Genomic DNA, 12881 nt, shown 5'->3' on the forward strand with positions numbered 1-12881 from the left:
ACCAGCGGTCCGTGAGGGCCGTCGGGGGACAACGGGGGTTCCACCACACGCCTCAACGAATTGAGGGAGCGATGACCAGCACAGTGAACCCGGTGGACGAACGTGCCGCGCAGGCCCCGGAGTTTCCGATGGCCAGGGCGGCGGGCTGCCCATTCGACCCGCCCCCGGGGCTGCGGGACATGCAGCAGGAGGGCCCGCTGGCGAAGGTCCGGCTGTGGGACGGCAGCACTCCGTGGCTGGTGACCCGGTACGCCGATCAGCGGGCGCTGATGGGCGACGCCAGGGTCAGCGCCGACATCAACCGGCCCGGCTATCCCCGGCAGGCCCCGATGCCGCCCGGAGGCACAGGGGTCAGCTTCATCCTGAAGGACGACCCCGAGCACGCCCGGCTGCGGCGCATGGTGACCGCGCCGTTCGCCATCAAGCGGGTGGAGGCGATGCGGCCCGGCGTACAGAAGATCGTGGACGATCTGATCGACGAGCTGCTGGCCGGTCCGAACCCGGTGGACCTGGTCGAGGCGTTCGCCCTGCCGGTGCCCTCGCTGGTGATCTGCCAGTTGCTCGGAGTGCCCTACGCCGACCACGACTTCTTCCAGGAGAACAGCAAGGTCATCATCAATCGGAACGTCACGCCCGAGCAGCGGTCGACCGCCCACGGGAACCTGATCGGCTATCTGGACGACCTGATGGGCGAGAAGATCGCCCATCCCCTCGACGACCTGCTGTCCGGGCTGGCCGGGCGGGTCACGGCGGGCGAACTGGCCCGCGACGAGGCGGCGCAGATGGGTGTGCTGCTGCTGATCGCGGGACATGAGACCACCGCGAACATGATCGCGCTCGGCACCCTCGCCCTCTTCGAGCACCCCGATCAGCTCGCCCTGCTGCGCGACTCCGACGACCCCAAGCTGATCTCCTCGGCGGTGGAGGAGCTGCTGCGCTATCTGCACATCACCCACAGCGGGCGGCGCCGGGTGGCGGTGGCGGACATCGAGATCGGCGGGGAGGTCATCCGCGCGGGCGAGGGGCTGATCCTGGCCAATGACATCGCCAACCGGGACCCCGGGGTGTTCGCCGAGCCCGACCGGCTGGACCTGCGGCGTGACGCCCGCCGCCATGTGGCCTTCGGCTTCGGGGTGCACCAGTGCCTGGGCCAGCCGCTGGCCCGGATGGAGCTCCAGGTCGTCTACAACACCCTCTACCGCCGCATCCCCACCCTGCGGCCGGCCACCGAGCTGGAGCGGATCCCGTTCAAACACGACGGATCCGTCTACGGCGTCTACGAACTGCCCGTGACCTGGTGACAAAGGAGAAGCTCATGAAGGTGACCGTCGATCAGGACAAGTGCGTCGCTTCCGGCCAGTGTGTGGTCGCCGCGATGGAGGTCTTCGACCAGCGCGACGAGGACGGCATCGTCGTGCTGCTCAACGCCGAGCCCCCGGCCGGGCAGGCCGAGGACGTCCGGCACGCCGCGGCCGTCTGTCCGGCCCTGGCCATCGAAATCCAGGATTAGGACCGGTTCCAGGGCCGGTTCCAGGGCCGGGTACAACATTCGGAAGACATGAGGAAGGGAAGACATCCGTGAGCAGCACCGATCTTCAGGATCGCGGCGCCATCGTCACCGGAGCGGGATCGGGGATCGGCCGGGCCACGGCCCTGAGGTTCGCCGCCGAGGGGGCGAAGGTGCTGGTCGCGGACCTCGACCGGGACGGCGCCGAACAGGTCGTCGCGGCGATAGGGGCGGCGGGCGGAGTCGCCCGCGCGGTCGTCGGCGACTTGGGCGAACAGCGGGTGGTGGACGAGGTCGTCGCCACGGCCGTGCAGGAGTTCGGCGGCCTGGACGTCCTGGTCAACAACGCCGGCATCATGGACCGCTTCTCGGCGGTCGCGGACACCGACGACACCGAATGGAACCGTGTGCTGCGGGTCAATCTGACGGCCCCGTTCATGCTCACCCGGGCCGCGCTGCCGCACATGCTGGCGGCGGGCCGGGGCGCGATCGTCTTCACCGCCTCGGAGGCGTCGCTGCGCGGCAGTACGGCCGGTGCCGCCTACACCGCCGCCAAGCACGGTGTGGTGGGCCTGGTGAAGTCCCTCGCGGTGATGTACCGGGACCAGGGGATCCGGGCCAACGCGATCGCCCCCGGCGGCACCGCCACCGCCATCCGGGTCGACGCCCGGCCGGGCGAGCATGGCCCGGCGGTCATCGGAGCCCATGTCGCGACCGCCGGCCGGATCGCCACGGCCGAGGAGCAGGCCGCCGCCATCCTCTTCCTCGCCTCCGAGGCCGCGAGCAACGTCAACGGCGTCATCCTGCCCGTCGACAACGGCTGGTCGGCCGTCTGATCCGATGCCGGGCCGATCACACTGGCCTGTTTTCGATGTTGCTCAAGGTGACGGCGGCTCATTAGAGTGGTTGTTGAGAATTAAAGGAAATTTGTCACGGCTTTCCCCTGTCATCGCGCTCCCCACGGCATCGCGCTCTTGAAAGGAAGGCACTGTGCACAACCAACCTCTCCACTCTTCCGAGGCTCTTGACTACCTTGTCATCGGTGCCGGCCCCGCCGGCCTCCAGCTCGGGCATCTGCTGGCGACGGCGGGCCACACCTACCGGATCCTGGAAGCCGGGAACAGACCGGGCACCTTCTTTCAAAAGTTCCCCCGCCACCGCCAGCTAATCTCCAGCAACAAGGTGCACACCGGTATCGACGACCCCGAGTTCAACCTCCGGATGGACTGGAACTCCCTGCTGTCCCCCGATCCGGAGCTGCTGTTCACCCGTTACAGCAAGCGCTACTTCCCGGCCGCCGACGACTATGTGCGTTATCTGGCCGACTTCGCCGAGGCGTTCGACCTCGACATCGCCTTTGACACCCGGGCGGTGCGGATCCGCCGTGACGACGACGGCTTCACCGTCACCGATCAGCACGGCGGCGACCACCGCGGCCGCCGGCTGGTGATGGCCACCGGGGTGAGCCGGCCCCATATCCCCGATGTGCCCGGTATCGAGACCGCCGAGGACTACTCCGATGTCTCGGTGGACCCCGAGGACTTCACCGACCAGCGCGTCCTGATCCTCGGCAAGGGCAACTCCGCGCTGGAGACGGCCGACAACCTCATCGAGACGGCCGCCGTCATCCATGTGGCCGGACCGCACAGCCTGCGGCTGGCGTGGAAGAGCCACTATGTGGGCCATCTGCGCGCCGTCAATAACAACTTCCTCGACACATACCAGCTCAAATCACAGAACGCCATACTCGACGGCAATGTGCTCTCGATCGAGAAGGAGCCGGGCGACGGCGGCCAGTACCGAGTACGGTTCAGCTTCTCCCGGGCGAACGAGGTCGTGAAGGAGATCCCCTACGACCGGATCATCGTGTGCACCGGCTTCCGCTTCGACGCCTCGCCGTTCGACCCCGAGTGCCGCCCCGACCTGGTCATCAACGACCGCTTCGCCGCCCTCACACCGGCGTACGAGTCGGTCAATGTGCCCGGACTGTACTTCGCCGGCACCCTCACCCAGCAGCGCGACTTCAAGAAGTCCACCAACGGCTTCATCCATGGATTCCGCTACGGTGTACGGGCGTTGAGCCGCATTCTCGACGAACGCCACCATGACCGGGCCTGGCCGGCCCAGCCGCTGGCCACCGACCCGTCCGCGCTGGCGGACGCCGTGGTGGCGCGGGTCAACCGCAGTTCCGCGCTGTGGCAGCAGTTCGGTGTGATCGGCGACCTGCTGGTCGCGGCCAACGGCGGCCAGGCCCGCCACCACGAGGAGGTGCCGGTCGCCTACGCCCATGAAAGCCCCCTGACGGCGGGCGCCGACTACTTCATCGTCACCCTGGAGTACGGCCCCGACCACGACAAGGTCGATCCCTTCGACATCACGGTGCGCCGGGCGGCCCAGAACTCGGTCGGGGAAGCCTTGGACGCCTCCTATCTGCATCCAGTGATCCGCCACTTCCGGGGCGGTGAACTCCTCGGCACCCACCACATGGCCGAGAACCTGGAGAACGAGTGGAACCATCCGAAGGTCCACCACGCCCCGCTGGTCGAGTTCTTCGCGCGTGAGCTGGACGCGCAACCCGCCGGCGCAGGGCGGTGACACCGCGCCATGCTGATGACCGTCCAGGACTTCGAAACCGCCGCCCGGACGAGACTCGACCCCGTCCACGCCGACTTCATCGCCGGTGGCGCCGGGGACGAGATCACCGTACGGGCCAATGAAGAGGCCTTCCGGCGGCTGCGGCTGCTGCCCAGGGTGCTGCGCGGCAACACCGAGCGGTCGCTGGACATCACCGTGCTCGGCAGCCGCGCGCGGACGCCGATCCTGCTCTCACCGACCGCCTTCCACAAACTCCTCGTCGAGGAAGGGGAGTTGGCCACCGCACGAGCCGCCACCGACCTCGGCGCGATCATGATCGTGAGCATGGCGTCCACAGTGGCGGTGGAGGACATCGCGGAGGCCACCCGTGGCGCCGGTGGGGGCGGCGACCCGGCGCCCCTGTGGTTCCAGCTCTACCTCCAGCCGGACCTGGAGTTCACCCGGTCCCTGGTGCGGCGGGCCACCGACGCGGGGTGCACCGCGCTGGTGGTCACCGTGGACTCCCCGGTGCGCGGCGCACACGAGCGCGATCTGCGCAACGGCTTCCTCGACCTCCCGGAAGGACTGCGCTGCGAGCACATGGTCGATCCGCGCGAGGGCGGCCGGGTGCGGCCGATCGCCATGTCGCCGGAGATCTCCTGGACCCATATCGACTGGCTGCGCGGGATCACCTCGCTGCCGATCCTGCTCAAGGGCGCCCTGCACCCCGAGGACGCCCGGCTGGCGGTGCGCCACGGCGTCGACGGGCTGCTGCTGTCCAACCACGGGGGCCGTCAGCTGGACACCGTGCCCGCCACGATCGAGCTCCTCCCCGAGATCCACGCGGCGGTGGCCGGACGGATCCCGATCGTGCTGGACGGCGGTGTGCGGCGGGGCACCGATGTGGTCAAGGCGCTGGCGCTCGGCGCGTCCGCCGTGGGCATCGGCCGGCCGGTGATGTGGGCCCTGGCCGAGGGCGGCGAAAAGGGCGTACGGCGGCTGCTGGAGCTGCTGCGCGAGGAGCTCGACCAGGCGCTCGCGCTGTGCGGCGCCTCCGGTGTCCAGGACCTCACCCCGGATCTGGTGCGCGCCCCGGTATGGCCTCCCACCGACGCCTCCGCCACTCCGCCCGGTGGAGTGGTCTCATGAGCCGCCTCGGACGGGCGGCCACCGGTGCGGCGGCCGTGGCGCTGACGGCCAGCCTGCCGCACTGGCTGCCCCGGCTGGTGATCGACCTGCGGGTGCGCCTCTTCGCGCAGGTCAACGGCGAGGAGGGAATTCCGGCACCCGGCCGTGAGGTGCCCGTCGAGGAGTTCAAACGGGTCTACGGGCATCCGGCCGCGAACGGCCGCAGCCGCGGCGCCGCCCTATCCGACCTCTTCTGGTACTGGCTCTCCCCCGGCCCCGAGGTCCATCAGGAGCACCTGGAACCCGGCCCGCGGTACGACGAGGTGGCCAGGACGACCCGGCAGATCCTCGCCGGGCTCTCCCGGGAGCGGTGGAGCGAACTGGTCGGCCGCTGCACCCGGCGGGTGCTCGATGAACTCGACCAGGACACCGGCGGATACGGCACCCGGGAGCACCGGGTGCGGCTGCGCGATCTGATGATGCCGGTGTGGGCCGAGGTCTACTACGAAGTGGTGTTCCGCGAACCGTGCCCACGCCATGTCCGGGACCTGATCGTCGGCAACGCCGACGACGTGGTCAGCGCCCTGAAGTGCACCAGCCTCCGCCATATGGACCGGCGGAACCGGCTCACCGCGTATCTGCGCGAACGGCTGGCGAGCGATCCCCCGCCGGTCGCGCTGCCGTCGCTGCTCAGCCGGCGGGAGCAGGCGTACTACCTCCAGGGCACGTTCTTCAACACCGCCGTGGTGCAGACGTCGGAGGCGATGGCCCATCTGCTGCTGGCACTCGCCACGCACCAGAGCGTCCAGGACCGACTGCTCTCCGGCGAGGAGGACGCCGACTACCTGGACCATGTCATCAACGAGACGCTCCAGCACTTCCCGCTGTTCGGCGTGGCCCACCGCATCACCACCGGGGAGATCCCCCGGGCCGACAGACCTCCGCTACCCACGGGTTCGGTCCTGCTGTTCAACTACCCCGAGTATCAGCAGTCAGGAGCCACCGGCCCACAGCGGTTCAACCCCGGCCGCTGGCTGTCCGCCGACACCCGGCCCTCGGCGTTCATCCCGTTCGGCGTGACCGCCAACCGGCCCTGCCCGGCCCGTGGTTTCGCCGTGCTGACCATGCGGGTCGCGGCCGAGGAGATACTGCGGCGCTTCCGGCTGGAGTCCACGGCCGAGCACACCCGGTCGCTGCCCAGCCGCGGCCCCTGTCTGCTGATCCCGCACACCGACCGGTCGGCCCCGGCGGGCCGGAGACCGGCCGGGCGGGCGGCGAGGCTCACCGGTATGCGGCTGGGCGACCGATGGGCGGCCATCCCGCGCAGCCTCACCCAACTGGTGCTCGGCGGCTACATGGTGTGGGACGCCCGGCGCCAGGGACTGTGCCGGAACTACTTCGCCACAGCGTCCGGCGACACCGCCGAACCCGCCGTCGCGGTCAGCCGTTGAGGAGGATGAGAGATGAGTCCCACTGAGCTCGCCCCTGCCTTCTTCATCGCCGCCGTGGTGATCCTGCTGACCTGCCGTCTGGTGGTGATGGCGACCGGCCGGTTCGGCCAGCCTCCGGTGGTCGGGGAGATGATCGCCGGTGTGCTGCTCGGCCCGTCGCTCTTCGGGCTGGTGGCTCCGGGCGCCTCGGACGCGGTCTTTCCGCCGGAGCTCATACCGGTGCTGTACGTGGCCGGGCAGATCGGCCTGGTGGCCCTGATGTTCCACGCGGGGTACGAATTCCGGGCCCACGCGGGCAAGGGGCTGGCCGGAACCGCGGTGACGGTCTCCGCCGCCGGGGTGGTGGTCCCGCTACTGCTGGGCGTGGGACTGACCTTCGCCGCCCACGGCCACGTCCCCATCTTCGTCGACGGGGTCTCGGTCTGGGTGACCGCGGCCTTCGTCGGGGTCACCCTCGCCATCACCGCCTTCCCGATGCTGGCCCGCATCATCACCGAGCAGGGGATCTCCGGGACCCGGCACGGTTCGCTGTCCCTCGCCTCGGGGGCCACCGACGACGCGGCCGCCTGGCTCATGCTCGCCGGGGTGCTGAGCGTGGCCTCGGAGAAGACAGGACCGATCGTCAAGGCGCTGGGCGGTTCGCTGGTCTTCGTGGCCGTCCTGCTCCTGGTGGGTCGGCGCCTGCTGGCGTGGATCATGACCAGGCCGGGGCTGAGCGACGAGACCCGGCTGCTGTTCACGGTCGCGGTGCTGTTCTGCGGCGCCTGGTTCACCGACACCATCCAGCTGTACGCGGTCTTCGGGGCGTTCTGCGTCGGGCTGGCCATGCCCCGCCACGAGGCGTCCGAGCGGGTGGTGCGGACCATCCAGGGGGCGACCCAGGTCATCTTCGTGCCGATGTTCTTCACGTACTCGGGTCTGAACACCCGCTTCGATGTGTTCGCCGACCCGGCCGTGATGGCGTTCGGCGCGGTCTGCGTCGTGCTCGCGTCGATCGGCAAGTTCGGCGGTTGCTGGGCGGCCGCCAAGCTGTGCGGGGAGCCGGGTTCGGTGGCGGTCAGGGTCGGCGCCCTGATGAACGCCCGCGGGCTGATGCAGCTCATCGCGCTCAACATCGGGCTGTCGGCCGGGATCGTCGGCGATGAGCTGTTCGCGGCGCTGGTCCTGGTGGCGCTGGCGACCACGGTGATGACGGTCCCGGTGCTCAACTGGCTGGACCGCCGGGACGCCAGATCCCGAACGGCCGGGGAGCCGAGCGACACCGCGGCGGCGGTGCCGGCCGGGAGCTGAACACCGCCCAGCGCACGGAAGACGTCCCGGTATGCACTCGGCATGCCGGGACGTCCTGGCGTGTCAGGCCACGGCCGGCCGCGACTCGTCGCAGGCCGGCGTCTCCCGGCCGGACCGGCTGACCCGCGCCGTCACGCCGTCTCCAGCGGTCCGGTGACCCGCGACAGCAGCGCCCGCTTGTCCGGTTTGCCGCCCGGCGCCACCGGCACTTCGGTCACCACGGTGACGGTGGCGGGGACACTCGCCTCCCCCAACTCGGCCGCGACAAGGGCACGTACGGCGTCAAGGTCCGGTTCACGGCCCTCGGCCGGGACGACGAAGGCGTGTGCGGCTTCGCCGGTGCGCTCGTCGGGCGCGCCCACCACATATGCCTGGTCGACATCGGGATGTGCCGCCAGCGCGCGTTCGATCGCCCCGGCGTAGTGCACGATCGCGTTGATGATGACCACGTCCCGGGCGCGCCCGGTGAGCCGCAGAAAGCCGTGTTCGTCCAGGTGCCCGACATCGCGAGTGCACACCCACCCCGCCCGCAGCACCTCCCGGGTCTGCTCCTCGTCCTTCCAGTAGCCCGCCATCGCGGAGTCGGTGCGCACCCATATCTCGCCGATGGTCCCGGCGGGCACCGAACGCCCCTCGGGGTCACGGACGTCCAACTCCACACCGGACCACGCCCGGCCCACCGAGTCGTACACCTGGTCCGGCCACTGGGCCATATGGTCCGGGGCGAGCAGGGTGAGCATGCCGGTCTCTGTCTGCCCGTACCCCTGGTGCACCACCGGGCCCAGCCGCCGGGCCGCCTCCGCGAGCCGGTGCGGGGCGAGCGGGGACCCGGCCACGAGCAGCGCCCGGAGGCTGCTGGTGTCCACGCGGTCGGTGCGCAGCACGTCCAGCACATGGTGCAGCCGGGGCACGGTCATCAGACACGCGGTGATCCGGTGGCGCTCGAAGACCTGAGGGAAGGCGAGCGGCGGTTCTGGGATGACGGCGGTGCCGCCACCCATCAGACAGGCTCCGAGATGCTCGAAGATCACCGCGCTGGTCAGGGTGCCGAAGAGCAAATACCGCTCATAGCGCTCCGCGAGCCGTGCGGTCCCCTCGGTCCAACGCGCGGGCTGCCACGACCAGTTGAGGGTGAGCGAACGGTAGGTCTGCGTGCAGCCCTTGGGCTGTCCGGTGCTGCCGCTGGTGAGCGTCACCATGGCGATGTCGTCGGGACGGCCCTGGGCGGTCAGCTCCCCCGTGGCCTTCGGGTGGGCGTCCAGGAGGTCCGGGCCCAGCCGCACCACGGTCACCTCGCGCGCCGCGTCCAGCAGTTCGGGGGTGGCGCCGGTCTCGTCGGCCACCAGGACGTCGATTCCGTCGGAGAGGACGTGGCCAAGATGGGCCGGGGTCATACCGGGCCGCAGCCCGGTCACCCGGCAGCCCAATAGGTAGGCTGCCATGAGCACCGCGAAACCCTCGGGCGTCACATCGGTGGCCACCGCGACCGGCCGCCCCGGGCCGAGTCCGGCCGCCCGCAGCCCTTCGGCGCACCGGCCGATCAGCTCCAGCACCTCACCGCGTGAGAGGACGCGTGAGCGGTGTTCGAAGGCGGGCAGCTCCGGCCGCGTGTGGAAGGCGTCGATGAGGGCCTGAGGGAAGGCCGCCGGGAGGGACTCGGCGTCGTGGGGGGATCTGTGACCGGACGCTCCGGCTAACGTGTCCATGTGCGTCTCCGTTCGGGGGTGGTGCCCACTGGGACGTGGTGGATCACCGGACACGATACGGCGGCGCGGCCCTCCCGGGGCCGGAGTTCGGGATCATCAACGGCGACGCGGAACGCCCGGCGGCATCCGCCACTCTCCCGGCGCCGCCCTCACCGTCACGCGGTCATTCGCCGCGCCAGATGTTGTCGAAGGCCGCTTCCTCGATGGCCCGCCGCTGCCGTTCGGCTTCCAGCTCCATCACGGCGTCGTTGACTGCGGCGAGCACGGTCACGGCCGCGTCGCCGGCCGCGCCCGCGGCGTCTCCGGCGGGCTGCTCACGGACCCCGATGGCCGCCGCGAGGGACGCGAGAACGGGCTCGTCCGAGGCCCAGCGGTCCATCGCGTGGCGGCGGGCGGCCGAGTCCACCGGCACCGCCTCACCGGCGCGGAGCGGCAGCCAGCCGTGCCGTCGCCGGGTGATCTGTCCCGCGGACTCCAGGGCGTCCAGATAGGCCGGGGACAGACCGCGGCCTCTGCGCCACAGCCAATCGCCCACCGGTTCGTACGGCGGCCGGCCGACGAACGAGGACGCGGCATCGTCCAGCAGGCGATCCCCGGTCGGCGGGCACAGGCCCGGCACGATGCGGTCGTCCTCGATCCCGAGCGCTTCGGCGTCGAGGAGGTCGATCAGCTCGGCTCCCGCGAGCGCGAGCGACAGATCGCCCCGCTCCAGGGGGCGCATGGGCGCCACGTCCAGGGTGACGATCAACAGGTCCCGCGGTGTGGTCATGAAACGCTCCGCTCGCCGTCCCTCAGCAACGATACGTCGCGAGCGCGGGGCTGTCCGCCGACGTGTCCTCCGGTGTCCGCCCTCTCACCGGCCGCTCAGGAGCCGGTCGCCCCCCACGTGTGGGCCAGCGCGGCGGCCTCGCCACGCGAGGTGACCCCCAGCTTCTCCAGGATGTTCGCCACGTGGAACTTCACCGTCGACTCGCTGATGTGCAGCTCCTGGGCGATCTGCCGGTTGCGCCGCCCGCGGGCCAGCTGCTCCAGCACCTCCAGTTCGCGCGCCCCCAGGACGTACAGCGGATCCTTGCGGGCCGGCTGCGGCGGGCCCAGCGGCACGGTGGCCGTCACCATGGTGCCCCACTCCGGGACCGCGTCCACGTCCAGCCGCCCGCCCAGCGCGGACAGCCGCTCCCCGACCCGGCGGGCGTCCAGGGCGGTCCGCCTCAGGACGCCGGGGCCGTCGTCGCGTACGGTGGCGCGCAGCTCGCCGTCGGCGACCTTCCAGCCGACGTGGACGCGGCGCACCGGGCGCGGCGCGCCGTCCTGGCCCGGTCCCTGCTCGTCGAGCATGGCGTGCACCACGGCGTGCACCACCGCGCGGGCCGTATTGGCCACATCGGCGGGGAGCAGCCGGTCGGCGCCCTCCTCCGTGCCGGGCGGGCCCAGGTCGAGCCGTACGGCCAGGCCGCGCAGCACCGGGCGGAGGGTCTCGGCGAGCCGGGCGAAGGCGTCACCGGCCGACTCCTCCACCAGCGCCTGGTCCCGGTCGGTCCGGTCACGCAGCTCGGCCAGGGCGGTGACGGCGAGGTCCACCGCGCGGGCCCGGGCGGTCGAGTCGTCCAGATCGCGTCGGCGCAACACGCCGAGCAGTGCGGACAGGGCGGCACCGTGGGCGTCCACGAGCTCGGCGATGGCCGTGGCCCGGGCCGCGGCCGCGGTCCGCGACTGGGCCGGCGTCCCGGGGACCGCCTCCACCGACATCCGGTCGCGGTGCGCGGTCACCAGGTCCCACAGGGTACGGGCGGCCGCCACCGACTCGGCCGGGACGGGGGTCTCCTCGGTCAGGACGAGGACGAGCAGCGCGCCCCGCGCGGTGGCGTCGCTGTGCAGGGCCAGAACGGGCACCTCGGCCCCCGCCATCCGCGCCGGGCCCTGCCGGCTTCCCTCGGCGCGCGCCCCCGGGGAGAGGGCGGCCATCTCGACGGTGGTGATGGCGGATCCGGGGTCGCCGGGCGGGTGTCCATGGGTCTTGAACGGTGAATGCGGGCAGTTGCCGGAGAGCTCGGCCAGCGCCCGGTGCGGAATCGTCTCGGAGAGGGCATCCGACAGGCGCGGCAGGATCTCGCCCAGGGGCGCCCGGATCACATCGACTGCGGCCGTGAGGTCCATGTCCGTCAGCGTAATGGGCCCTCTTCGCGGCCCCGGCCGTTCCTTCGGCCAGGCGGAACCGGCCGAAGGAACGGCCGGGGAGGGGCATGTCCCGGCCGAGGATGGCGTTGTCGCTACAAACGCCCCCTTGACGGGGCTGACGGGAGTGAGAGAGATGAAGGCGATCGTCTACGCGGAGTACGGCGGCCCCGAGGTGCTGCGGCTGAAGGAGACGGAGGAGCCCCATCCCGGTCCCGGGCAGGTGCGGCTGAAGGTCATGGCCGCCGGGGTGAACCCTATCGACTACAAGATCCGCCGTGGCTGGATGCCGCAGATGGGCCCGGCCTCCTTCCCCGCGATCCCGGGTTCGGAGGCAGCCGGGGTCGTCGACGAGATCGGTGAGGGGGTCACCGGTTGGTCGGGGGGCGACGAGGTGCTGGGCTGGACGGCCACCGGCGCCTACGCCCCGTACGCCCTGGCCACCGATGTCGCGCCCAAGCCCGCCGGGCTCGGCTGGGAGACGGCCGCCGCGCTGCCGGTGGCCACCGAGACCTCGGCACGCGTCCTCGACCTGCTGCGGCTCGCCGAGGGCGAGACGCTGCTGCTGCACGGGGCCGCCGGTGCGGTCGGCGGGGTCGGCGTCCAGCTCGCGGTGGCCCGGGGCGCCACCGTCATCGGCACCGCCTCCCCCGCCAACCACGACTATCTGCGCTCGCTCGGCGCGATCCCCGTGGCGTACGGCGAGGGCCTGGCCGAGCGGGTGCGCGCGGTGGCCCCGGGTGGTGTCGACGCCGTCTACGACGCGGCCGGCCAGGGCGCCCTGCCCGCCTCGATCGAGCTGCGGGGCGGCACGACCGACCGCATCGTCACCATCGCCGACCCCGCGGCCGCCGATCTCGGTGTCACGTTCTCCGGAGGCGGCGGCAACCGCCCTCTGGAGGCCATCGCCGACTACGCCCGGCTCGCCGCGGAGGGCAAGCTGCGGGTGCCCGTCGTGCGCAGCTTCCCGCTCGCGGACGCCGCCGAGGCCCATGAGCAGAGCGAGACCGGCCACAGCCGAGGCAAGCTCGTCCTGCGGCCCTGATGGGC

At 71.4% G+C, this 12881-nt stretch carries 11 protein-coding genes; 8 read left to right on the top strand and 3 right to left on the bottom strand.

All coding sequences use genetic code 11. The features are described from left to right. Positions 1 to 71 precede the first annotated feature (71 nt). The 7 genes from CGL27_RS04720 (at position 72) to CGL27_RS04750 (ending at position 7950) form a co-directional block, all read left to right on the top strand. The gene (locus CGL27_RS04720; protein WP_119984777.1) at positions 72 to 1301 is read left to right on the top strand and encodes a cytochrome P450; all 1230 of its coding nucleotides are present in this window, start codon (positions 72 to 74) and stop codon (positions 1299 to 1301) included. Between the two features lie 14 nt (positions 1302 to 1315). Then, positions 1316 to 1510, top strand: a complete 195-nt coding sequence (locus CGL27_RS04725; RefSeq protein ID WP_078638620.1) for a ferredoxin — start codon at positions 1316 to 1318, stop codon at positions 1508 to 1510. Between the two features lie 68 nt (positions 1511 to 1578). Continuing rightward, positions 1579 to 2343: an SDR family NAD(P)-dependent oxidoreductase gene (locus tag CGL27_RS04730; protein WP_119984779.1), complete on the top strand. Its 765-nt coding sequence runs from the start codon at positions 1579 to 1581 to the stop codon at positions 2341 to 2343. 154 nt (positions 2344 to 2497) lie between these two features. After that, a complete protein-coding gene (locus CGL27_RS04735) occupies positions 2498 to 4102 on the top strand; it encodes an NAD(P)-binding domain-containing protein (protein WP_119984781.1) in 1605 nt (534 codons plus the stop codon). 9 nt (positions 4103 to 4111) lie between these two features. Further along, positions 4112 to 5230: an alpha-hydroxy acid oxidase gene (locus tag CGL27_RS04740; RefSeq protein WP_119984783.1), complete on the top strand. Its 1119-nt coding sequence runs from the start codon at positions 4112 to 4114 to the stop codon at positions 5228 to 5230. Beyond that, positions 5227 to 6660 (top strand): cytochrome P450, encoded by a 1434-nt coding sequence (locus CGL27_RS04745; protein ID WP_119984785.1) that lies wholly within the window; start codon positions 5227 to 5229, stop codon positions 6658 to 6660. The genes CGL27_RS04740 and CGL27_RS04745 overlap by 4 nt, the downstream gene beginning before the upstream one ends. 12 nt (positions 6661 to 6672) lie before the next feature. Beyond that, positions 6673 to 7950 carry a cation:proton antiporter gene (locus CGL27_RS04750; protein ID WP_078638624.1) on the top strand — a complete coding sequence of 426 codons (1278 nt, stop codon included), beginning with the start codon at positions 6673 to 6675 and terminating at the stop codon, positions 7948 to 7950. A 131-nt stretch (positions 7951 to 8081) separates the two neighbouring features. On the opposite strand, the gene CGL27_RS04755 is transcribed toward CGL27_RS04750, so the two are convergent. The 3 genes from CGL27_RS04755 to CGL27_RS53060 all read right to left on the bottom strand — a co-directional run bounded on the left by CGL27_RS04755 (position 8082) and on the right by CGL27_RS53060 (position 11813). Beyond that, positions 8082 to 9656, bottom strand: coding sequence for a fatty acid--CoA ligase family protein (locus CGL27_RS04755; protein WP_119984787.1), 1575 nt, complete (start codon positions 9654 to 9656; stop codon positions 8082 to 8084). A 163-nt stretch (positions 9657 to 9819) separates the two neighbouring features. Beyond that, complete coding sequence (locus CGL27_RS04760; RefSeq protein ID WP_078638625.1) at positions 9820 to 10425, bottom strand: GPP34 family phosphoprotein; 606 nt, start codon at positions 10423 to 10425, stop codon at positions 9820 to 9822. 95 nt (positions 10426 to 10520) lie between these two features. Beyond that, the gene (locus CGL27_RS53060; protein WP_119984788.1) at positions 10521 to 11813 is read right to left on the bottom strand and encodes a LuxR C-terminal-related transcriptional regulator; all 1293 of its coding nucleotides are present in this window, start codon (positions 11811 to 11813) and stop codon (positions 10521 to 10523) included. Positions 11814 to 11967: 154 nt separating this feature from the next. Between CGL27_RS53060 and CGL27_RS04770 the strand changes: the two genes are divergently transcribed. Continuing rightward, positions 11968 to 12876: an NADP-dependent oxidoreductase gene (locus CGL27_RS04770; RefSeq protein ID WP_119984790.1), complete on the top strand. Its 909-nt coding sequence runs from the start codon at positions 11968 to 11970 to the stop codon at positions 12874 to 12876. Positions 12877 to 12881 lie beyond the last annotated feature (5 nt).

Origin of the sequence: Streptomyces sp. 11-1-2 (genome assembly GCF_003595545.1) — a bacterium.
GTDB classification, from domain to species: Bacteria; Actinomycetota; Actinomycetes; order Streptomycetales; family Streptomycetaceae; genus Streptomyces; species Streptomyces hygroscopicus_B.

Coding starts and splice junctions, on each gene's coding strand:
- CGL27_RS04720 (WP_119984777.1), top strand. CDS start 72: ATGACCAGCACAGTGAACCCGGTGGACGAACGTGCCGCGCAGGCCCCG.
- CGL27_RS04725 (WP_078638620.1), top strand. CDS start 1,316: ATGAAGGTGACCGTCGATCAGGACAAGTGCGTCGCTTCCGGCCAGTGT.
- CGL27_RS04740 (WP_119984783.1), top strand. CDS start 4,112: ATGCTGATGACCGTCCAGGACTTCGAAACCGCCGCCCGGACGAGACTC.
- CGL27_RS04745 (WP_119984785.1), top strand. CDS start 5,227: ATGAGCCGCCTCGGACGGGCGGCCACCGGTGCGGCGGCCGTGGCGCTG.
- CGL27_RS04750 (WP_078638624.1), top strand. CDS start 6,673: ATGAGTCCCACTGAGCTCGCCCCTGCCTTCTTCATCGCCGCCGTGGTG.
- CGL27_RS04755 (WP_119984787.1), bottom strand. CDS start 9,656: ATGGACACGTTAGCCGGAGCGTCCGGTCACAGATCCCCCCACGACGCC.
- CGL27_RS04760 (WP_078638625.1), bottom strand. CDS start 10,425: ATGACCACACCGCGGGACCTGTTGATCGTCACCCTGGACGTGGCGCCC.
- CGL27_RS53060 (WP_119984788.1), bottom strand. CDS start 11,813: ATGGACCTCACGGCCGCAGTCGATGTGATCCGGGCGCCCCTGGGCGAG.
- CGL27_RS04770 (WP_119984790.1), top strand. CDS start 11,968: ATGAAGGCGATCGTCTACGCGGAGTACGGCGGCCCCGAGGTGCTGCGG.